Here is a 20,798-nt window from a genome sequence, read left to right as displayed (position 1 = left end):
AGCATTCCCTAGGCCCCAAGCCATATATATTTAGAAGATTTCGTGCGTAGTCTTGAGGTCACTCTCTTCCGCCAAATCCCCGCCCATCGTCTCGCCCATTCATTGAATGTCTTGCAATCCCTCGCATACGTTCTCTGATTCCCGTATACCAACCCTATCGCCTTGGTGTCTATATACGGCAAAACCTCCAAATATTTTTGCAAAAACCAACAAAATCTCTTGCATTTTTCGTCAGTAAAGGCGTTATAATCGAGTCGTAAAACGTCTTACCTTAGGAGGGTTGTCATTGACCAGTCGCTTCGTTCCCCGCCAGCGTCTCGCTCGGGAAAGCATTGAAGCACTGCTATCAACCATGAGCGCTGGCAGCAAGCTCCCTTCCGAGGAACAACTGGCCAAGCAACTAGGCATTAGTCGACCGACCATTCGTTCAGCACTCAGCGCGCTGGAACAAGAGGGTCTCATTGTTCGTCGCCATGGCGTTGGAACGTTTGCCTCCACGCCTCACACCGACATGGACGCTTCGTTACAGGTGTTAAACAGCGTGGCGGATATTGTCCGCAACAACGGTTATACACCCGCCGTGACCGACGTCCATATCACCTCGGTGTCCCTGCCGACCGCGGTATGTGATGCCTTGTTGCTCCCGACAGCGACCCCAGGATTTCGCGTCGTGCGGACAGTGACAGCCGATGGCCAACCCGCGGTGTTTCTAGTGGACTATCTGCCAGAAACGATTGGGAAAATTTCGGTAGACTTATCTGTTTTTTCTGATAAAATGATCGCCGCTTTAGCGCATTTGGGTGTTTTCATCTTATATGCGCGCACCCATCTCAGTATTCAACGAAGTACAGCCGAAGCGGCTGAAGCGCTGAATATCGCCACAGGCGATCCCGTCTTGTATCTTCAGCAAGTAGCTTATACAACGGACCACACACCAGCGATATACAGCATTGGCTATCACCGTGAAGGCGTTATCACGTATACCTTAACCCGGTACGCGGACGTATCAGAAAGGGCCGAGCCGTGAAAACCATCAAACATTCGCCGCCGCATAAAGGATTTTGGTATCTATTGCCAGCGCTAATTATTTTGGGTGTCTTCTGGATGATCCCATTGGTGATGGTTTTTGGTTATAGCTTCTTTCATTTTATCTATGGCACACATCCTCACTTTGTTGGCTTGTCACAATATCAACAATTATTCACCTCCAGTCTTTTTTGGTTGTCATTACGCACCACCTTGATTTTCGCGGCAGCGGTTGTAATCGGGGGGAGTGCCATTTCTTTGCTTTTCGCGGTTCTCTTGTTTCGCGGCATCCGTGCCGTAGGCCTTTTTCGCGCCTTGTTTTTTCTGCCCTATGTGATGCCAGTGGTTGCCACGTCAACGGTATGGCTCTGGATGTACCAGCCCTCGGTTGGCGTCATCGACCGTATCTTCGCAATGGTAGGACTGCCAGGCAATATTGGCTGGGTAAATGAGCCGCGGTTGGCGCTGATCAGCTTGATTATCTATACCATCTGGTTCAGTTTTGGATTTACCATGCTTCTTTTCATGGCAGGACTGACTAATATCTCTAGGGAATTGTTAGAGGCTGCAGAGGTGGATGGCGCAAGTCCCTGGCGGCAGTTTTGGAGCATTACGTGGCCTCTATTGTCTCCAACGACCCTGTTTGTGGTGGTCATCAATACGATTAACGCCTTCCAAACCTTTACGCAAATCTACGCCCTGACACGAGGCGGACCCGTAAATGGCACCACCACGCTGACGTATTTGATTTATGAAACAGCTTTTAATTACTTTCACTTTGGCGGGGCCTCGGCGACTGCCGTGGTATTCTTCCTGTTGATTCTGGCGCTGACCGGGTTGCAGTTCTGGATATCCCGCAAAGCGGTCTATTACGGAGGCTAAAAACATGGTTCACGGCCGTCGCCTGCTTGTTTATGCGTTCTTGATTATCAGTGCGGTCATCACCTTGTTTCCGATTTGGTGGATATTCGCCACGTCTTTAGAAACCGCCGCGCGTGCCTATTCGTTTCCTGGAGCGCTCATTCCGCAAGGGATTTTGTCGAACTACCAAGCCGCCTGGCGTCTTGCCCCTTGGCTCCGGTTTCTATTGAACTCGCTTGGCATTGGCATCGCCACCACCGTACTCGCTTTGGGCACGTCATTACTGGCGGCGTATGGCATTGTGTATCTGCCGGGACGCTTTAGTAAAGTCGTGCTCGGGCTGATTCTGGCCACTATGATGATCCCTTTTTACTCCATATTAGTCCCTGACTACTTAATCGTTCGCGACCTCGGTTGGCTCAATACCTATGCGGCTCAAATCGTTCCGTTCGCGGCCAATGGCTTTGCCGTCTTTATGTTAGTGCAATTTATGCGCCAGCTGCCCAAAGAACTCCGCGATGCGGCTCGGATTGACGGCATTGGTGATTGGGGCTATCTGTGGCAGATTGTGGTTCCCAACTTAGGCCCGGCGTTAGCGACCGTTAGCATCTATTTATTTCTCTTGAGCTGGAATGCCTTTCTCTGGCCGCTTATTGTTACGACCGGCCCGAGCGTCCAACCTATCCAAGTTGGCCTCGCCGATTTTCTGTCCACCGCCAACGGTACCGATTGGACGGTGTTGTCGGCCGCGGCCGCCATCACGACCTTGCCTGTATTGATTTTGTACATCATCGCACAGCGTCAAATTGTGGAATCTGTCAGTCAAACAGGTATTAAGGGATAGAACTTCGAACACAATCGATAGAGACGATATGAGGAGGGTTTTTATGAAACCGAATACCAAAATCCGCTGGGCCGCGTCCGCTGCGGGAGCCGCTGTCCTGGCGGCAGGATTGGCGGGATGTGGCCAATCGACAGCCACCCCGTCCACGCCCAAAAACAATGCTCCGGTCACTATCACATTTTGGAACGAAATGACGGGCCCCTATGAGACAGCCTTAGCCGGCGAAATTCAGCAATTTCACAAGCTTCACCCTAACATTACCGTCAAAGATGTGGTCGTCCCCAACGACGCCGCCTTAGAGCCTAAGCTCCTCTCCGCTGTCGTCGGGCAAAATCCTCCGACAATCTCCCAAATGAATCCTCCCTGGGCGACCGGCTTTATCCAGACCGGCAGCTTGGTGAACTTAAGCCCATTGATTGCCGGATCGCATGGCTTCTCGTTATCGCCTTTTTATCCCAACATGCTCAAACCCGGCAAATGGCCAGGCGGCCAGCAATATCTGATGCCGTTCAATCTGGGTGCTGCCATTATGTACTATAATAAGGCCGCTTTTCAGGCTGCCGGCATTACCCATCCCCCGACCACTTGGGCTGAATTTGCCCAAGACAGCGCAAAATTATCTGGCCCGGGCAAGCAAGCGTTTGCCATCACCCTCGTGCATACCTATCCATGGTTGGCATTCTTTGACCAAGCGGGTGGCAATTTTGTTGGTAAGAATGGCGAACCCAATCCTGCCGCATTCGCTGCCAATGGGCCTGCGGTCAAAGCGCTTACGCTTTGGAGCAATATGGTCAAGAACGGCTCAGCCGTGCTGACCCACGGATACGCCTCACAAACCGATTTTGCCAATGAAACCAGTTCGATATTGATTGGCACCACGGGCTTTTACCCCTATTTAGACCAAGCTGTCGCCAACAAATTCCCGATTGGTGAGGCTCCGCTGCCGGCTGACAAGATCGCAGCGACAAGCTTATTTGGTGGTTACCTCGGCATGTTTTCCAAAGCGACCCCAGCACAGCAATCGGCGGCATTTGCGTTCATTAAATACCTCACATCCAAAGCGGGGCAATTATACTGGATGGAGAAAAGCGAAGGATACCTCCCGGTTCGTAGCGACGTAGCACAGGCCGCGCAGTCCTTCTTAAACACCCATCCAGCCCAGCAAGTATCCTTAAGCGTGCTCCCCAACGCCATCGCTGAACCCAAGGTCGCTTGGTGGGACGAGTTCTCCCATGAGGTCTTGCTCAATGCCATTACGGCCGTGTTAATCAACAAAGAAACGCCTCAAGCCGCCATGCACAGTGCATATCAGCAAGCGGTGGCCCTGGCGCAAAAAGACGGAACGTACCAGTAATCACGACACCTACATCAAGCACCGAACGGGTAATACTTCTCGTTCCTGGTCGGTCTAAAAAGCCCGTGGCACTATGCCATGGGCTTTTTTTCTAGCACAATACCAACCCTTTCGTATCTCGGTCAGTTGGGACTCGTATTGCTCTACAATAATTGGGAAAAATTCGGAGGAAATTTGGTACAGATGAAAAGCCCGACGACATATGCTGCAAATAATTCTCTCATAAAAAGCGGCGAAGACAGTAGCCCATTAGCGCCGTAAGACGGACCACGCAATGGAGATGAGTATCAAGGCCGTTAACCCCCACCGCACAATCCATGGCCACCCAGGCCCCGTAGACTTCCAGCCCCCACGATGATGACGCATAGCTGGCCACACGCTTGCGCCTAAAATCGCAACGAAAAGTACTATGACGCCTATCACGGTAGCCTGCATAAGCTATCTCCCTCATTCAGTGAGCTTAACACGGCGACGCCTCCTTGGCGGGTAGCCGCGTCAAAGAGCCTTTTTGTTACGGTCTTACTTTCTTTGAGTCGAAGTACGAAGTACGGCCTTTTCCGATCGATGCTGGAAAGATGGGAAAAATCATGCCCAAAAAAGGCCCAGATGCTGCATCAACGACGCCAGACGAAATCGGACCGTCGCTCTCCTTGACGAGGTTAGTCGGCACGCTTAGGGTGAATTCCCCCCGCAGCCACCATCGCGTGGTCGAAAGTGTAGACGGGGATTTCCGGCGAATATGCGAGTAGAAGACAGTCCACCCAGTCGAGATGTGTTTCCTCAAATTGGTGGAGTGCTTTAAGTACCACGTCGAGGTCTACAACTTCTACACCCTCCAATGCAAAAAACCCACGTAGGACGTCTGCCACCTGTCGTCGTGAATAAGCTGCCAGTCTAGGCGACGTGAGAACGTATATCACCTCAGCGCATACGACTGGATGGATTACTGCAGTGAGTTCTGCTCGCGATGCCCGGTCGAATATCGCCTTTGCAGAGCAGGCCTGGTCCTCCGGTTCCCCTAAGAGAAGGCGCAGAATCACATTAGCGTCAACATGAGCACGACGAGCCTCCTTAGCCATCGGAATGCCCTTCTTTGAGCTTGTCGACCAAGTGGTCCTGATAGTCTTGACGCGCCTCCTTTACATTGACCGACTTGGGCATCCGAAGAATACCAAGAAGGTCAGATGTGGTACGGGCAGGCACGGGAGTCAGAACTACCTTTCCCTCTTGCATGTCAAATACTACTCGGTCACCTGGGCCAATCCCGAGTATATCGCGAAATTCCTTCGGCAGAACTACCTGACCCTTTGGACCAATGCGCGACATAGCCATGGACGTATCACCTCTTACTCAGTGTATTACTATTTTCGAACCTGTGCCACCATATAACAAGAGTCATACCATATTGCTTTTTAACATAATAATTCACCAGAACCCAACTAAATGCGTGCAGCATGATCCGTCACATGGAGTCATTATTGTGTTGACGAGCAGTCCCCAATCATCATTATTTGTGTCTTAGGTGCATAGGGTTAGGTATTTATTTTTCTTTTTCGGCTGATTATATATGATGCTGGTTTTATGGGAAAGAACCCGAGACAGGCGACGCGCTAAAGCATCCTTCACTAAAGGATAGCGTGTCAACAGAATAGAAAAGCAGACACCCATGCAAAAGCCTGGCCGTTAGCCAGGCTTTTCTTGGTAATTGAAGCGCCTTGAGCGGTTACGGCGCGATGGTATTGACCAATGTCGTATCCAGGGCTTGCGCAACCGATATCACCTTGGCATTCGCTTGATAGCCTTGTTGGGCCATAATCATATTGACAAACTGGTTGGCCAAACTCACATTCGATTCTTCGACGGATCCGCCAGCAATGGACCCAAAGTTCCCAGACGCGGGCTGACCTACCTGCGGCGTACCTGAGTTCGCTGATTGTTGCCACATCGTGTTCCCGACATTGACCAGACCCGCGTTATTGCTAAAGTTGGCCAAAGCCACTTGCGCAATAGGCTGCGTTTGCCCATTCGAAAAGGTTCCGGTAATGACGCCATCGGAGCCAACCGTATAGTTGGAGAGGCTGCCTTGGGGATAGCCGTTGGCACTGGCTGTCAATTGCGTGCTGGCGGCGTCCCCAGTCATTCCGCTTAAATTGATGTTAAAGGTCTGCGGACTCGTCGAACCATCCGTAGTGGTTAACGACACCGCCAAGGTCTGTCCCGATGTGATGGCGCCGGTCGGACCAAAGGTGACCGTGCCGCTTCCGAGCGACGTCGTACTAGGCGGTGCAGTGACTGTTGCTGTCCAGCTGGTCCCATTTCCTGAGGAGACCGTTGGATTGCTAAAGTTGATGGCCAGCGTCACCGGATTGCCCAGTGAATCGTAAACGGTCAAAGGCACTGTGCGCTCGGTATTCGTTCCAGCTGGTGCCGATGCTAACGCCGCATTAAGGTTTCCTGTCACCGTCGCACTACTCGTAGCGCTTGGTGGCATCGTCATGCCGGGTTGAATCACGATCGCACCAATATTTCCCGCCGATTCACCGGTGAGCTTGCCATTCACCGCGGTCCACCCCTGGACTAATCCCCCTTGGGGATTGACCAACTGGCCTTGAGCATCGAGCGTAAAGTCTCCCGCGCGCGTATATTGAATGCCTTGAGGAGACCTGACCACAAAAAAGCCGTTGCCTTGAATGGCCATATTTGTCGCAATGCCCGTTGTTTGCAAACTTCCTTGGCTCATGTTGACATTGACACCATCAACCCCAACCGCGGCCCCTGCCGAAATTTGCTCCGGGTTGGTCCCCCCCAGCGTAGCCGTCGGAGCAGTTCCTCCCGACAGCGTCTCCTCCATCGCCTGTCCAAACGTGACATGACTGCTCTTGTAACCGGTAGTGTTAGCGTTCGCAATATTTTCAGACACCACTCCTAATAAGGCCTGTTCCGCGTTAAGACCCGATATCGCTGCGTAAAGACTGCCTGACATAATATCTCCTCCATTGTCCTATAACGAGTCGCCGTTCTTCTCCATCACGTTTCAGGATTTGTAATTAAACTCCAATGCGGCGCGGCGGCGGTTCCGTCAGTCGTTCGGGAACCCGAAGCTTCCTCTATCTCTTGGTGCGAGGTCCGGCTTATATAGACCACTGCGTCGACTTGCGTAATCACTTTCATTCCGTCGGTGGGCGGGTGAATGCTGGTAATGACGGTTCGCGCCGGCGGTGAGACAATATAAATATCGTTTCCCAAGATAATGGCTGCTTGCTTCGATCCTTTGCTATCGACAGCAGTCATCGCTTCACCCAAGCGCTTTGTATCCGCTTCTGATAAGGTCATGTGCCGTGCCTGCATCCGGGACATGGCATGCTGACTCAATGTCACGCGTTCTTGCACCAGGGCTTGAAAGTTAACACCCGTTGCCGAGGCACGGCCTGGTCCACCTTCTTGGGGAACAGCCGTGGCAGAGGGCCCCAAGATGGCACTGGGGTGATGAATCCCCATTAGTTCTGCACCTCTGTAATGTCTGAAATCGGCACAGTTCCCACCCCGTTGATATCGGCCATCAAGCTTTGTCCTTGTTGGGATACCGCGCTCACGGTGCCAGAGCCTTGAGTGGTCGTGACCGTTTTGCCAATTAATTGAGCCATAGCCACGACAGGGTTTTGTTGCTGTAAGGTTGAGAGAATGCTATTTAACGTGGATGTTTGGGTTGTGGTTGCCGCCAATGCCGAAAATTGGGCAAGCTGCGCCACAAACTGCGTATTATCCATCGGTTGCAAAGGATTTTGATACTGCAGTTCGGCCGACAACAGTGTCAAAAAAGCCGATTCCCCCAAGTTGCTGGAGGGCGACGAAGAAGGCGCCGTAGCTGAACCGGTCGCTTGTGACGATGCCTGTGGGGTAAGCAGAGACGAAAGGCTATTCACCGTTGAAGACATGCTTTAAACCACTCCTCTCACAATATTTCTTTGACCAATCATACGCGGTAATCAATGCCGTCTAAGGTCATCGCGGCCGACCCCCAGGGCGACGCGGCACCAACCGACGGGCTTCGTCGCACGAGGTCATATCCATCCCGTCCCTGTGTCTCGGATCCGCTCTGACTCCCACTTTGTCCGGTGCTCGATTGGCCCAAAAATACAGACACTTGCTGCACCGGTACCGCATTGGCCGTCACGGTTTGCCCTGGTGAGAAAGCTTGGGCAATAGTGCCTGCCCAATTGGAAGACGCCACTTGAAAATCCACTTTCCACGCATTATGCAAGGCGGTCAGCGTTATGACTAAGGGCTCGGGATTTTTCGGTACCGTCACCAACCATTTGCTGCTAGAGGCTCCAGCACCTTTCCAATGAATAGGTCGAATCACCCAGCCCTTAGCTGGATGCGGCTCCAAGGCCCCTTGGTTGACAGCCCTGTGCACGGCTTGAAACGTAGACGGTTTGGCCACCACATGTTTTGCAAAGGACTCCATTCCAAGCACAATGGGACTCGTCAAATCTTTCCCCGACGGCGCTTCTTGTTTTGATACCGTGCGAGACGCACCGTGGCTGACAACGGTATGATTGCCGCCCTTGGTCTGGGCACGATAAATCAAGCGTCCGGGGGTCTGCGGCATGGTAATAGCCTCGTCGGAACTTTGCTTCTGACCCCGGGCCACTTGCATATGCAATGGTAGCGACTCACGCCTTAACGGGGTCGTGGTCGTCTTGGCTTGCATGGGCGATGACGCCGCAACCGTGTCAAGACGGTTTGGCTCCTCTGTGCGGTGGCCTGGGATATTCGCATCAGAAGGACCCCCGCCTGGTAAGGGGAGCGTGGGCACCGGAAGACTCATTGTCAAGTCTTGCGCCTTCTTAGTCTTAGAATGCTTATTCTTCGTATCGTCTGAGCTAAAAGAAGACGTTTTGGGCGATGCCTTCGAAGAATGGGGATGAGACGACGCATTAGACTTTGCTTTAGGCCTTTTCTCATGGCTAATCCCAACTCGAGCACTATAATCTTCTTTCACCATTTTCACCAGCACTCGTTTGGCTTTGACGTCCACGGCGACCGGCACATGAAAAGCCGCGGCCTTTTTTTGAGGCGCCTTGTTTGTGCGCACCATTTGGGCAAATCGCCCCGGACTCCTATCCTTATGCACAGGGCCTTCCTTTCCCTGACGCGTAGGTACCTCGGGCAATTCAGGAACCATGTTAATCATTTGGACTCACCTCCTTTCAGTCACTACGCGGGCGAGCGCCTTTCTTGTGTTGTTGCCGCTGATACTGGGATCGTACAAAATTTTCCAAGGTCTGGCGGTCTTGCGGTTTGACTTGGAGAAATGTCACAGCCGTTTCCCACGTTTTATGGCCCCGAATCTCGCGCGGCTTAGCCGATACGCGGTTGACTTGGCCCACGACCTCGACGGCATTGTGATCCACGAGCAAACGCATTTTCAAATGCAAGCCATTCCATACCCGCACAGAGCTCGGAAATCGCAAACCACTCGCAGACAAATCGAGCGTGGTCGTCATCCACACCTCAGAACCCGCTCGCAACAGCCCATACTCTAAGGGAACGGTAACCTTCACCCGCAAGCTCCCACGTTGCTCAATCATGTGCACATCCCCAATGAGTTTGAGCACAATCATAGGAATAGGATCGAGCACTTCCGTAATTTCAGCTGGCTGCTCAAAGAGACAGTCATCAGAGATCCAACGCACCTGGACCGTTTGACCTGGCAAAGGCGTCAATTCCAGGTCGTGGTCTTTTAAGGCTTCAAGATAAATCTCCTGTTTCACGCACCGAATAACCCGAGTGGGCACTACCCGTCCGGGGCGTACCACGAGAAAGACGGATTGATGGGATTCGAGCACAGCCACCAGTCTTTACAGCCTCCCTGCCTATCTGCTGCCGGGTCATGCTGAGGGAAACCATCTCGTCATTCCAAAGCCTTTGGCGCCTGCGTTCCGCAACCGCCTCTTGACGCGCTTGAAAACGTTCCAGCTGTCTTTGGGCCTGGCGAATGGCCATAAGTTCCTCCCGACATTCTAAAATTCGCTGCGCTACGACAAATTCCTCTTTTTGGGCCCGCTCTAATCGGGCTTTTTGGAATAGGCTGTCGGTAAAATAATCGGCAATGTCAAATGCCGTCATTTCGGCTCCCAGGTTAATAAATTGAGGCACAATCCCGCGCGCAATCTCCTTTTGCAAGGCCTTTTGCTGTTCCGACCAATGCTGATATGCAGCCTGGCTCTCACGCTCCCTCCGCCGCAAATGGTTCATCAACCGTTGCCACGTCATGGACATCCTCTTCCTTTCCTGCTAATCCCTCAAGGGCCTGCTGCATCACATGCGGCTGCACAATGTCGCCTACCTCCTGATCGAGGAAGGCGCGAATGTGCGGATAACGCGCCAACGCTTCATCCAAAGCGACATCTTGTCCTGGCACATAGGCCCCCACCGCGCGCAAGTCTTCCGAGTCCATAACGTGAGAGACGTACCGGCGAATCCGCGCGGCTGCCCGAAGATGATCCGCGCTCACCAAGTCGGGCATCAAACGACTGAGACTTTTCACCACATCGATGGCCGGAAAATGGTGCTGTTCGGCTAAATCCCGTGACAACAAGATATGCCCATCAATCAAGCCTCGCACACTATCGCCCAACGGGTCTTCGCGCGCGTCGACACCGTCCACTAGCACCGTGTAAATTCCTGTCAACGACCCGCGCTGATAAGCGCCGGGTCTCTCCAATAGACGTGGTAGAAGATGGAATACAGAGGGTGTGTACCCCCGTGAAGCGGGCAACTCGCCCGTCTCCAACCCAATCTCACGCTGAGCCATTGCCACACGGGTGAGGGAGTCCATGACCAGCAGCACATCTAGGCCTTGTTTGCGAAACGTCTCGGCCACCACCGTAGCCGACCAAGCCGCTTTGAGGCGCAAAATGGCAGGCATATCAGATGTGGCGGCAATAAGCACCGTGCGTTGCCTGGTTGCCATATTCATTTCCCGATAAAATTCTGCAACCTCTTTGCCGCGCTCGCCAATGAGCGCAACCACCATCACATCGGCCTGCACTCCTTGCAAAATCAGTTGCAGAAGCGTAGTTTTCCCGTACCCAGCCCCGGCAAAAATTCCCGTCCGCTGACCCTTACCCAGCGTCAGCAATCCATCGATCGCTTTAATGCCAGTCCAAAGTGGCGTATGCACCCTTGTGCGGCTTAAGGGGGGAACAGGCCCCACCCGCAATGATTGTCTCGGGCCCATGGGTGCGGGCCCCCCATCCAGGGGCTGGCCCAATCCATCCAGCAACCGTCCTAGCACCGCAGGTCCGGTAACCACACTCGCGCTATGGCCGGTCGCTTTAACCCACAGACCCGGCCTCAGCCCCTCGACGTCGTGATAGGGGGTCAGCAACACTTCTTCACCGGGTAAAAACCCGACACACTCCACGGCTAATGAAGCGCCTCCCGCTAAGGCCACTGTCCCCATCTCACCCACGGCCATGCGCACGCCTCGCGCGATTAAGCTTGCCCCCCGCAGAGCGACAATGCGGCCGGCTGGAATAAAGCGATGCGCATCAGACATCTTTTCAATCCTCGTGGTAATCCCCATATAGCACCTCATCTAATACTGCCGTCAGCGTGGTAATGGGGCCTGCTAAAAAACTTTGCCCACCAGGTTCCCCTTGGACCCGGCATTCCAGCGCATCCAACTCACGGTCGACTGCCACGCGCACCTGCTGCCAGGGGCCCGCCCACTCTTTCGCTAGCGATTCCACGGTGGCTTTAAAAGACGGGGAGACGAATAGGACCACCTCGTCGTCATCAACGGTTCCGAGCAACGCCGTCAAATATTCTTTCAGCACTTGGGGATTTTCTCGCGCTTGCTGACTAAAAAATTTTGCACTTAAAGCCGCAGCTTGGGCTAACACGACCTCGGGCTCAAGCCGGTCTGCATAATGCTGCAGACGTTGGGTCCGCTCTAGAACGCCTTGCACCACCTCCTGAATCTTAAGCCATTCCTTGTGCGCTGCTTGTTTTCCGGCTGCGACGCCCTCCGCGTGGCCCGCCTGATATCCCTCAGCATGGGCGGCTTGGTGAATGTGCTGACGCTCCTCGCGCGCCTCATCCAAAATGGCTTGCGCTTCGGCTTTAGCTCGCTCAATGATTTCTTCAGCGGCGTTCATTGCCTCATGCATCGTCCCATCCATCGACGACACCCACTTTACATCGACTGCGCTCCCTAGTTGGACAGGTTCATCCCCGTGTCGTATATGCCCCGCTTTAATCACTTTAGACGACAAAGTCATCACGTTCCCCTCGTGAAATCACCAATTCCCCTTGGTCTTCCAACTGACGGATCGCATTGACAATCTCTCGTTGCGCCTGCTCCACGTCACGAATACGAACCGGCCCTAACACATCGATATCTTCTTTTAAAAGCTCGGCAGCCTTTTGGGAAAGATTTTTCATGACTTTCTGCGACACTTCGGCAGGGGTCCCCTTAAGTGCCAAGGCCAAGGTCTTATTGTCTACCCGCCGCAGCACTTTTTGCATCGCCCGGTCATCAATCTGCACAATGTTCTCAAACACAAACATGCGGTTTCGAATTTCATCCGCCAATTCCGGATCAAACTCTTCTAAGCGCTGTAAAATCAACCGCTCAGAAGTACGATCGGTGTTGTTTAAAATCGGTACAATGGCATTGATTCCGCCAGCACCTGAAATTTCCTCAGCGGCTAAGTTGGTGAGCTTTTTTTCCATCAACGCCTCAATTTCTTTAATGACTTCCGGCGCCGCTCGCCCCATAATTGCGATACGCCGGGCCACATCGCTTTGCAAATCAGGCTCCAACGAGGACAAGACCTGGGACGCTTGGGTGGGATCCATATAGGCCAATACGACGGCAATCGTCTGCGGGTGCTCATTCATCATCAGCGTCATGACTTGACTGGGATCTGCCTTGCGCAAGGCTTCAAAAGGCCGCCGCTGTAATAGTCCGGTCAGCCGTGTAAGAATTTCTTGAGCCCTTGGTCCATCAAACGCTTTTTCGAGCATGTCCCGGGCCATGTCCATGCCGCCTTCAGCCAATTGCGAATCTGCCCGCGACATTTGGTAGAACTCACTGAGGACATCATCCATCAATTGGGAGTCAACCCGCTTCATGTTGGCAATTTCCATGGTGATCGTTTCGACTTCTGAGCGCCGCAAATAGCGTAAAAGCGTCGCGGCCTGCTCTGCTCCCAAACTCATTAAGAGGATAGCTGCTTTTTTAGAACCCGAGAGCTTCATCAGTCATCCTCCTGAATCCATGCCCTGATAAGACGCGCGGCACTTTCAGGGTCTTTTTGCAGCAACTCCTGTAAATGACTTTTGGCCACATCGGTCAAACTAGGCTCCTTGGTCTGCCGCATCTCATTAAGCAAATCGGTCACCGACAAGCTGCCCGAACCACCCGTTGCCAACTGGGGTTCAAGACGTGGTTGCAAAGCCGCTTGCTGCCCAGCCTTTTTGGCCCAGCGCCAGACGATGACACCGGCCGCTAAAATGCCCAAAAGAATGAGCCCGTCCATGATATCTTGGCGAATCTGAGCAGCCCGGGCCGCTTGGGCCATTTGCTTTTCTGCTAAGTTCACTTGACTACGGTTAAAGGGCTGTCCCAAAATGGTCACCACATCCCCCCGCGCTTTATCCACTCCCGCTGCCGCAGCCACTAAGTTTTTCAAGGACGCGCTCTGCGCCGCCGTTAATGGCTTGTCGACCGCCACGGCCACCGTCATGCGATTAATACTGCCCGCAGGAATCACTTGGTGCGTACTTTGCGTATCCACCAACCAATGGCTAATGGTGCTGTTGCTGGTAGACTTGCTGGGGCCTGTTCCTGACGTGGTCACGGGATACGTGGGCGTATTGCCACCCGCTCCCGCCGTCTGGGTCGTGGCGCCGGCAGCTTGCGTGCTGGTATTCGTCGTCACTTGCTGAGACGACAACACCGCCTTGCCATAATTGGTAGAGCTTACCGTGGATTGGTCAAAATTGAGCGTCGCATTCACCCGCACCACCGCAGCCCCTGGTCCCAGCACCTGGTCCAGCATGGAGGTCACGTTCTGCGCAATTTGACTATCCACTTGGTCTTCCGCGGCCAATTCCGCTTGGTTCGTCCCAGTAATCTGGGAGGAGGGTTGATTGTTTAACGCGTTTTGGGATAACAACGCCCCGGTTTGATCCACGACGGTCACCTGCGCGGGAGACAAGCCTGAAACGGAATGGGCTACCAAATTCATAATGCCTTTGACCTGGGCCCCACTTAAATTAGCTCCCGGATTTAGATCTAAAAATACCGACGCCGTGGGCTGTGCCGTGCTCTCCCCAAAGAGGGCAGGAGACGGCTCATTAATGAGCACACGGGAATCATGGACGCCATTAATCGAATTAATCGTCGCCTCGAGTTCCGCCTCGACATTCGCCAACTGGCTCAGCGTAATCTCTTGATCCGTCTCCCCCAAACTAAAGGTCAGAGGTTGTGGCAAGCCCACCGTACCGGAGGGAATATTTTGGTCCGCCAAGTCCACTCGCACCTGGTCAACATCCTTTTTGGGAACGAGCACGGTACGACCTTGGTCGGCCAGTTCATACGGCACCTTCATCGACGTTAATTGCGTCGTAATTTGCCCGGCCGTTCGGGCACTGAGATTGGTATAGAGCGGCTGCCAATCAGGACTGGTAACCCAATGCCCGACCACTACCAAGATGCTCGCCGCCATTGCCACAATCACTAAAAGGCGCAAGCGCTTGGTGGACGAAAGATTCTTCCACCAAGCAACGAGCCGTTGTCCCCATTGTTTAATTCGTTCGTTCATCGTCAACCCCTAATCAGTTACACGGACATGTTCATAATGGTCTGATACGCCTGTACCACATTGTTGCGAACGGCCGTTGCCACATCCAGCGTGCTCTGCGCTTCACTGACGGCCACCATCGCTTGGGTCACCGATACTTGCCCCGTCATGGCCCCGGTAATTTGCTGGTTAGCTTGAGCCTGGCTCATTTCCAACTGACGCACCGCTCCATCTAGCAATGCGCCGAAGCTGGAACTTGAAGATTTGGAGGCAGTAGAAGGCCCCAAAGCCGATACATTAGCAACGTTCAATCCTACCATGTTCATCGTTTACGCTCCTAACGTTAAGGCTTTTAAGACCATATTTTTGTCTGCGGTAAACGCATTCGCATTGGCTTGATAGGCCTGGGACGCTTCAGCCATATCGACCATCTGACTGGACAAGTTGACATTGGGCTCGGCCACATATCCCGCCTTGTTCGCCAAAGGACTGGTCGGATCATACGTTTCAGGGAAAGGCGCTTGACTACTCAAAATGGCCGTCACCATCACGCCTTGTCCGACCCCTTGATTAGGCCCGCTGGTCGCTGCCGGCAAACTGGTCAGAACCGCCGACTCGCTTTGATAGGGAAAACCCGTAGACGTACGCGTTGTCGTGGCATTGGCCAAATTATTGGCCACTAAATCTAACCGCAAGCTTTCTGCGCTTAAGGCCGTTGAGGTGATTTGCATCGCATCAAACATTACTGAGCCTGCCCTTCACTAACAATTTTTACTTCGGTCACTTTATAATTAAAGGCTTGGACCGCGGTCTCATAGAGCAACTGGGTCTTGGCCAAATCCGTCGTCTGCTGGGTCATCGACACACTGTTCAAGTCGGGCTGCAAGGCCATCGGATTGATTACGATCTGCCCTTTGACTTGAGCGACTTGGGCCGGCCCTTGCGCAATCGCCTGGGCCAGCTGCGATTGAAACGACAGGGTTTCCGTTTTATAGCCAGGGGTATCATAATTGGCCAAGTTGTTGGCGACTAAGGCTTCGGCTTTACGCGAAAGATTGAGCGTCGTGACGACGGCTTGGTTGGTTACGGTATCGAACAACCCCATGATCTCTTCCTCCTCCTATTAGGGTCCATTGCCAATGGCCACTTGCGCCACTTGCGAATAAAGCACCAAGATATTGACCCGCCGATTCTGTTGCCGTCCTTGCGCCGTCTGATTACTGGCCACGGGATGATATCGGCCAAATGCGGCAATGGACAATCGCTGCGGCATAATCCCTGGCACATGCGCCAAAACATAGACGACATTGGCCGCGCGCGCTGCAGACAACTGCCAATTACTCGGATATTGCACGGTCCGGATCGGTGTCGAATCCGTATACCCCGCAACCTCAATATCGTTCGGCACAGTTTTCAGAGCCTGGCCTAGCGTGTCTAATAAGGCTTGCGCTTGTAAAGAAATCCGCGCTGACCCTGGCGGGAACAACAAAGAAGCATTTAAACTGACCTCTACCCCTCGTCCATTGCTACCGACCGATACTTGGTTAGCGAGCCCCTTTGCAGCAATCGCCTGCTGCAACTCATTTTGCAAATGATTCATACTGGCTAATTCCGCATGTGTTCCGGAGAGGCCGTTAATAATCGAAGGGCCAGGCGACGATCCGACCACACTTTTGGAATCAAATTGCTGGGCGAGCGCTTGCGAAACCATGGCGAATTTTACCTCTTGGTTTCGGCTCATGGCATAAAGAATGATAAAAAAGGCCAACAGCAACGTAATCAAATCCGCATAGGTCAACAGCCAGCGCATCATCCCGCCGCCTTCGTTGCCAGCCCCTTCTTCGTCATCTTTCTCCCATAACGTGTTCATGACGCTTGCGCCGCACCGTTCGCGGCTGACGCACCTTGAGCCCCTACATCGGCCGTGGTGCTAGGGGCCGTCTGTGGGGACCCGGAAGGACGAATAATGGACATCAGCTTGTCTTTCAGTAAACTGGGCGCCATGCCTTCTTGAATCGCCAAGAGACCTTCCAAACCAATTTGACGCATCAGCAAATCGTGCTTGGCCTTGTTCTTGAGATTGGTCGCTAACGGCAACCATAACAGATTAGCACTGGAGACGCCGTACAATGTTGCTACAAATGCAAGGCCAATGGCACTGGCCAGGGCATTGGGATTCCCCGTCAATTCTCCTAAGACATGGACCAAGCCCATGACCGTCCCCACAATCCCCATCGTTGGTGCATAACCCCCAGCTTGTTCAAAGATACTGGCCCCCATCTTTTGCTGAGAGTAGCGCGCATAAATATCAGACTCAAGCATTTGGCGCATCAAGACAGGGTCGGCATTATCCACAATCAATTGCAATCCTTTGCTTAAGAACTCATCGTGGGTCAGCGCGATTTCCGGCTCCAAGGCCAAGGGCTGCTGTTTGCGGGCAATATCGGTATAGCCCGCCAACTGATCAATGAGGACGATGGGATCAAAATTGCTGCGCGTCATACCCATGCGGAACAACATGGGGACTTTTTTCAAATCATCAATCGAAAAAGATACCGCCGTCGCCCCCATTGTGCCGCCGATTACGATCAAGGCCGCGGTGCCTTGCAACAACGCGCCTGCCCGGCCGCCCTCTAAGACGAATCCCGTCACAATGGCCAACACCCCAAAAATAACTCCGCCGATAGCCGTGATATCTAAGCGCATAAATCCTCCTTTACTCCCCATCCGTCCAACACCGCGCGTTGACCTCTACATCCAAATGCCGCGTTTAGCGCGGTCAATCGCCAGACGGCGTACCGAAAGATAAGGGCTGGCAAACCATTCGTATTCTTCCGGTGTGGCAAATCCCCGGCGAATAATTTCGCGGCGCAAACGCACCGGATCCATTTCAATTCCATTAAGCTTTCCGACGCCAATAAAGTTGCCCGGTGACACGGTAATTTGGGGAAGCCACACTCCATCTTCGGGAATGTACTCCGCATGAATATCAAACATCCGGCGATTGCCAATTACTTCCCAAACTCCCGTCCACGACGGCGGGCCCAGCACGACGTGATACATGCTCTCCCGATTGCGCTCACGGTTGGGCTTAATGATGTGCTTGCAAAAAATTGGCCCCCCCAAGACAGGATCGATTTGGTAGAGAACATGGTTCAGAATGTATTGGATAAGCTCTTCACGGCCTGGAATCAACTCGCCGCTGGGAAAATAACGGTCACTATCCCGGCGTCGACCTCGCGGACGGGACCGGGGCGTCTGAAAAATTGGTGTGGTCATCGGGACCGCTTGTCCATTCTCAAAAAATGCCAGCGACTTATTAACCAACGTCATCCCTCCCCTCGTGCATTTCTACGGTTTTTCGACACCATTTTGGTAACTCCTTCTTTTGCAGGAAGAAATATGTTCTACACACCCAACCAATGCCGAAAAATGTCTTCGGGTTCTGTGAGGTGCGTTAACCGGCTAAAAAACTCCCGAATTTTCGAAGGGGCGATACTATGCGTTAATAATGCATAAAGCTCTTTGGGTTCCGCGGCAGGGAGCAAACGAAACATTTCCTGCCAAGCTTCGCGAAAAAAGGGATATTCCGACAAAATATGTATAAGAATGTCGAAACTATCTTTATCGCGGCGCATGGCACGAAAAGCCCTGGCCGCTCCTAACCACGCGCGATAAGAATCCGCGCCAGGCTCTTGAAATTGGCGTTTCCCATAAAGTCCCGAGCCAAGTTGCGTATAATAGGCCGCGGCTTCTTCAAATCGTTCTAAGCCCATAAGTGCTTGGGCTGCCGTATACACCGCATCAGCTGACGGATGGCGGGAGAGCAAGGAGACACAGAGTCTCCATGTGTCTTTGAAGCGTTCTTGCCCCAAGAGCGCTTGCGCTTCAATCAACTGCAAAGCCACCTGGCTTTGGGACGAAGGCAAAGCACGCCGACCGAGGGCCCTTTTCGCCCAGTCCATGGCCACACTATATTGACGCATCTCCAAAGCAGCCCGCGCTTTTATCTCCCACGGCACCTTATCATCTCGAAGCAGGTCCTGCACCACAGGCGCCCAACTGCAAATCGCCTCCGAGGCGTCCACCTCGACATCGATATCCCCAATGGGCTCGCAAAATGCTAGCAGTTCAGGCGCTGAATTGGCCCGAATCGCTCCACGAAATCCCACCGCGGCAGGCCTTTTCAACACGCGGATCTCCTGGTGTGTCGACTCCTTGTCTCGAGCCACTGGCAACGCCAACGCTTCAAAAGGCCCCTGGGCCGCCTCTTCTAACTGGCGCCAGTCCATCCGGCGGACAATCTCGCCCCCCTCCAACAATAAGACCACATTACCGGTTGTTTGGGCGTAAGCGCGGTCATACTGCTCGGCAAAACTGCCTTGCCAGGCAGGACCCAGGCGACATTGAGACGGCAACTCTACCTGACGATGCCAGGACCCTAACTCCATCCAGACGATGTCCTGCACGCTATCTGCTAGAGGTTCCAACGCCTGCCAAACCGCCTCCACACCCATGGCCCAACTATTTACCAAAATGGTCCACCGCAAAGGCTGTTCCATCCCCTACACCCGACCCCAATCCGTCACTTGTACGCCAAATTTGTTCCCTACCAGCACCACTCGGCCGTGGCCCACGACCTTTCCATTGAGCTTAAGCTGCAAGGGTTCCGTCCAGCGACTTTTCAGCGCAATGCGTGACCCCACTCCAAATTGCATGACGTCCCCTACCACCAGCCGCGCTGTTCCAATTTCGACAGAAAAAGACAACTGCAAGTCCGCTAACGGAGCCCATTTCCCTAAATCGCGGGCCAGATGCCCTGAGTGCTCAACAAGGGGCTCGTTCTGGTAGGGCAGTTCGCTCGATTCGTCCTTGGAGCCGGCCAAATCGGCCGCTTCAGCGGTCGGAGTCCCGACCGGTTCTGGCGCGGGTTCTTCTTGGGCTTCCTTAGAAAGCACCGCCTGCAGCAGTTTATCAATTTCTTCTTGAGAAAGCGGCTCATCACTCATTGTGTGCCTCGTCCTTCATGCGGTTGAAGACCATCATGGCTCCTCGCGCTGTGTATTTCCCTAAAAGCAATCCGGATATATTTTTCCTACTTCTCCCTGCTTCGACATAATTCCTCTTTTAATGGGAAAGAATTTAAGCCGTTGTTACACCCCTGTCGAAAATCCCTTAAGGAGGCTCGTTATGAAGTATCTAACGACTAAGCCTGTCTGGTCCCGCAAAGTCTCAGTGCGGCTCATGCTCCTGCTCATAATGGCAGGGGTTGTGGGCTGGACCTGGGGAAAATTGTCCTCAAAAGGCCCTGCCCTGTCTCCGCCGCCGTTTGCGGGACCCACACAAGGCGCTGCTCAAGAGGGCATCCTCACGCGGTTGCACGGCGAGAAAGCCCCAAATTGGTCGCTTATCGATCAACGCGGACAACGTCTCAGTCTGAGTCATTTTAAGGGGAAAGCCGTGATTTTAATTCCCATTGATCCCGTATGTACCACGGTCTGCCCAGTCGTCGCAGGGGAAATGAAAAACGCAGACCGCCTCCTCGGGTCTTTATCCAAACACGTCGCGATTGTTGGTTTCAATGTCAATCCTTATTGGACCTCAGTTGGTGACATCAATGCCTTCGATGTTAAACACCATCTGACGTCCATGGCGAATTGGTATTTCCTGACAGGATCCGTCCCATCCCTCACGAAATTGTGGTCGCAGTACCACATCCTTGTGCAACAATTTCCCCAGACCCGCTCCGTTTACCATACCACCTATTTTTACTTTATCGGTCCACACGGCCATGAACGATGGCTTTTAGGAGGATCGCCGAAAACGTCTTTAACCACATCCTACAGTACCCTCATCGCTGATATCGTTCGCACCCTAATTGTCAAATGAGAAG

At 53.1% G+C, this 20,798-nt stretch carries 26 protein-coding genes; 5 read left to right on the top strand and 21 right to left on the bottom strand.

All coding sequences use genetic code 11. The features are described from left to right. Positions 1-286: 286 nt before the first annotated feature. From CO251_RS10830 to CO251_RS10815, 4 genes are read left to right on the top strand one after another with little or no spacing between them, the layout of a single operon-like run. Positions 287-1,027, top strand: a complete 741-nt coding sequence (locus CO251_RS10830) for a GntR family transcriptional regulator (protein WP_103375820.1) — start codon at positions 287-289, stop codon at positions 1,025-1,027. Beyond that, entirely contained in the window at positions 1,024-1,908 is an 885-nt protein-coding gene (locus CO251_RS10825) for a carbohydrate ABC transporter permease (protein ID WP_103375819.1), read from the top strand. Before CO251_RS10830 ends, CO251_RS10825 begins: the two co-directional genes overlap by 4 nt. A gap of 4 nt (positions 1,909-1,912) precedes the next feature. After that, entirely contained in the window at positions 1,913-2,731 is an 819-nt protein-coding gene (locus CO251_RS10820) for a carbohydrate ABC transporter permease (protein ID WP_103375818.1), read from the top strand. Positions 2,732-2,774: 43 nt separating this feature from the next. Next, the gene (locus CO251_RS10815; RefSeq protein ID WP_158246297.1) at positions 2,775-4,085 is read left to right on the top strand and encodes an ABC transporter substrate-binding protein; all 1,311 of its coding nucleotides are present in this window, start codon (positions 2,775-2,777) and stop codon (positions 4,083-4,085) included. A gap of 249 nt (positions 4,086-4,334) precedes the next feature. Here CO251_RS10815 and CO251_RS10810 read toward each other — a convergent pair whose 3' ends face one another. The 21 genes from CO251_RS10810 to CO251_RS10710 all read right to left on the bottom strand — a co-directional run bounded on the left by CO251_RS10810 (position 4,335) and on the right by CO251_RS10710 (position 19,914). Next, positions 4,335-4,520: a hypothetical protein gene (locus CO251_RS10810; RefSeq protein WP_103375816.1), complete on the bottom strand. Its 186-nt coding sequence runs from the start codon at positions 4,518-4,520 to the stop codon at positions 4,335-4,337. Between the two features lie 224 nt (positions 4,521-4,744). After that, positions 4,745-5,164 carry a PIN domain-containing protein gene (locus tag CO251_RS10805; RefSeq protein WP_103375815.1) on the bottom strand — a complete coding sequence of 140 codons (420 nt, stop codon included), beginning with the start codon at positions 5,162-5,164 and terminating at the stop codon, positions 4,745-4,747. Next, positions 5,157-5,417 carry an AbrB/MazE/SpoVT family DNA-binding domain-containing protein gene (locus CO251_RS10800; protein WP_103375814.1) on the bottom strand — a complete coding sequence of 87 codons (261 nt, stop codon included), beginning with the start codon at positions 5,415-5,417 and terminating at the stop codon, positions 5,157-5,159. The genes CO251_RS10805 and CO251_RS10800 overlap by 8 nt, the downstream gene beginning before the upstream one ends. 391 nt (positions 5,418-5,808) lie before the next feature. Next, on the bottom strand, positions 5,809-7,068 hold the full coding sequence (locus CO251_RS10795; RefSeq protein ID WP_103375813.1) for a flagellar hook protein FlgE: 1,260 nt from the start codon (positions 7,066-7,068) through the stop codon (positions 5,809-5,811). A gap of 44 nt (positions 7,069-7,112) precedes the next feature. Further along, the gene (locus tag CO251_RS10790) at positions 7,113-7,583 is read right to left on the bottom strand and encodes a flagellar hook associated protein (protein ID WP_103375812.1); all 471 of its coding nucleotides are present in this window, start codon (positions 7,581-7,583) and stop codon (positions 7,113-7,115) included. Beyond that, positions 7,583-8,020 (bottom strand): flagellar hook capping FlgD N-terminal domain-containing protein, encoded by a 438-nt coding sequence (locus CO251_RS10785; RefSeq protein WP_103375811.1) that lies wholly within the window; start codon positions 8,018-8,020, stop codon positions 7,583-7,585. Before CO251_RS10785 ends, CO251_RS10790 begins: the two co-directional genes overlap by 1 nt. Positions 8,021-8,058: 38 nt before the next feature. Continuing rightward, positions 8,059-9,282, bottom strand: a complete 1,224-nt coding sequence (locus CO251_RS10780) for a hypothetical protein (protein WP_103375810.1) — start codon at positions 9,280-9,282, stop codon at positions 8,059-8,061. Between the two features lie 16 nt (positions 9,283-9,298). Next, complete coding sequence (locus CO251_RS10775) at positions 9,299-9,862, bottom strand: flagellar brake protein (protein ID WP_242968553.1); 564 nt, start codon at positions 9,860-9,862, stop codon at positions 9,299-9,301. Then, positions 9,840-10,364, bottom strand: a complete 525-nt coding sequence (locus tag CO251_RS10770; protein WP_103375809.1) for a hypothetical protein — start codon at positions 10,362-10,364, stop codon at positions 9,840-9,842. Before CO251_RS10770 ends, CO251_RS10775 begins: the two co-directional genes overlap by 23 nt. Continuing rightward, positions 10,318-11,679 (bottom strand): FliI/YscN family ATPase, encoded by a 1,362-nt coding sequence (locus CO251_RS10765; protein ID WP_103375808.1) that lies wholly within the window; start codon positions 11,677-11,679, stop codon positions 10,318-10,320. The genes CO251_RS10770 and CO251_RS10765 overlap by 47 nt, the downstream gene beginning before the upstream one ends. Beyond that, positions 11,657-12,376, bottom strand: a complete 720-nt coding sequence (locus tag CO251_RS10760; protein WP_103375807.1) for a hypothetical protein — start codon at positions 12,374-12,376, stop codon at positions 11,657-11,659. Before CO251_RS10760 ends, CO251_RS10765 begins: the two co-directional genes overlap by 23 nt. Further along, positions 12,360-13,358, bottom strand: coding sequence for a flagellar motor switch protein FliG (fliG, locus tag CO251_RS10755; RefSeq protein ID WP_173677097.1), 999 nt, complete (start codon positions 13,356-13,358; stop codon positions 12,360-12,362). The genes CO251_RS10760 and fliG overlap by 17 nt, the downstream gene beginning before the upstream one ends. Then, positions 13,358-14,926: a flagellar basal-body MS-ring/collar protein FliF gene (fliF, locus tag CO251_RS10750; RefSeq protein ID WP_103375805.1), complete on the bottom strand. Its 1,569-nt coding sequence runs from the start codon at positions 14,924-14,926 to the stop codon at positions 13,358-13,360. Before fliF ends, fliG begins: the two co-directional genes overlap by 1 nt. A gap of 17 nt (positions 14,927-14,943) precedes the next feature. Then, entirely contained in the window at positions 14,944-15,231 is a 288-nt protein-coding gene (fliE, locus tag CO251_RS10745) for a flagellar hook-basal body complex protein FliE (RefSeq protein WP_103375804.1), read from the bottom strand. A gap of 3 nt (positions 15,232-15,234) precedes the next feature. Beyond that, positions 15,235-15,648 carry a flagellar basal body rod protein FlgC gene (gene flgC / locus CO251_RS10740; RefSeq protein ID WP_103375803.1) on the bottom strand — a complete coding sequence of 138 codons (414 nt, stop codon included), beginning with the start codon at positions 15,646-15,648 and terminating at the stop codon, positions 15,235-15,237. Next, positions 15,648-16,010 carry a flagellar basal body protein gene (locus CO251_RS10735; RefSeq protein ID WP_103375802.1) on the bottom strand — a complete coding sequence of 121 codons (363 nt, stop codon included), beginning with the start codon at positions 16,008-16,010 and terminating at the stop codon, positions 15,648-15,650. Before CO251_RS10735 ends, flgC begins: the two co-directional genes overlap by 1 nt. 18 nt (positions 16,011-16,028) lie before the next feature. Then, positions 16,029-16,775: a flagellar motor protein MotB gene (locus CO251_RS10730; RefSeq protein WP_103375801.1), complete on the bottom strand. Its 747-nt coding sequence runs from the start codon at positions 16,773-16,775 to the stop codon at positions 16,029-16,031. Continuing rightward, positions 16,772-17,611 (bottom strand): motility protein A, encoded by an 840-nt coding sequence (locus CO251_RS10725; protein WP_103375800.1) that lies wholly within the window; start codon positions 17,609-17,611, stop codon positions 16,772-16,774. The genes CO251_RS10730 and CO251_RS10725 overlap by 4 nt, the downstream gene beginning before the upstream one ends. Positions 17,612-17,656: 45 nt before the next feature. Continuing rightward, positions 17,657-18,232, bottom strand: a complete 576-nt coding sequence (locus tag CO251_RS10720) for a hypothetical protein (RefSeq protein WP_103375874.1) — start codon at positions 18,230-18,232, stop codon at positions 17,657-17,659. 80 nt (positions 18,233-18,312) lie between these two features. After that, positions 18,313-19,467, bottom strand: coding sequence for a hypothetical protein (locus CO251_RS10715; RefSeq protein ID WP_103375799.1), 1,155 nt, complete (start codon positions 19,465-19,467; stop codon positions 18,313-18,315). A gap of 3 nt (positions 19,468-19,470) precedes the next feature. Beyond that, positions 19,471-19,914 (bottom strand): FliM/FliN family flagellar motor switch protein, encoded by a 444-nt coding sequence (locus tag CO251_RS10710; RefSeq protein WP_103375798.1) that lies wholly within the window; start codon positions 19,912-19,914, stop codon positions 19,471-19,473. A 181-nt stretch (positions 19,915-20,095) separates the two neighbouring features. Here CO251_RS10710 and CO251_RS10705 point away from each other — a divergent pair, with 181 nt between their 5' ends. Beyond that, positions 20,096-20,794 (top strand): SCO family protein, encoded by a 699-nt coding sequence (locus CO251_RS10705; protein ID WP_158246296.1) that lies wholly within the window; start codon positions 20,096-20,098, stop codon positions 20,792-20,794. The last annotated feature ends 4 nt before the right edge of the window (positions 20,795-20,798 follow it).

Source organism: Sulfobacillus sp. hq2 (genome assembly GCF_002903155.1).
Taxonomy (GTDB): Bacteria; Bacillota; Sulfobacillia; order Sulfobacillales; family Sulfobacillaceae; genus Sulfobacillus; species Sulfobacillus thermotolerans.
This window is presented reverse-complemented; position numbering and strand designations above follow the sequence as displayed.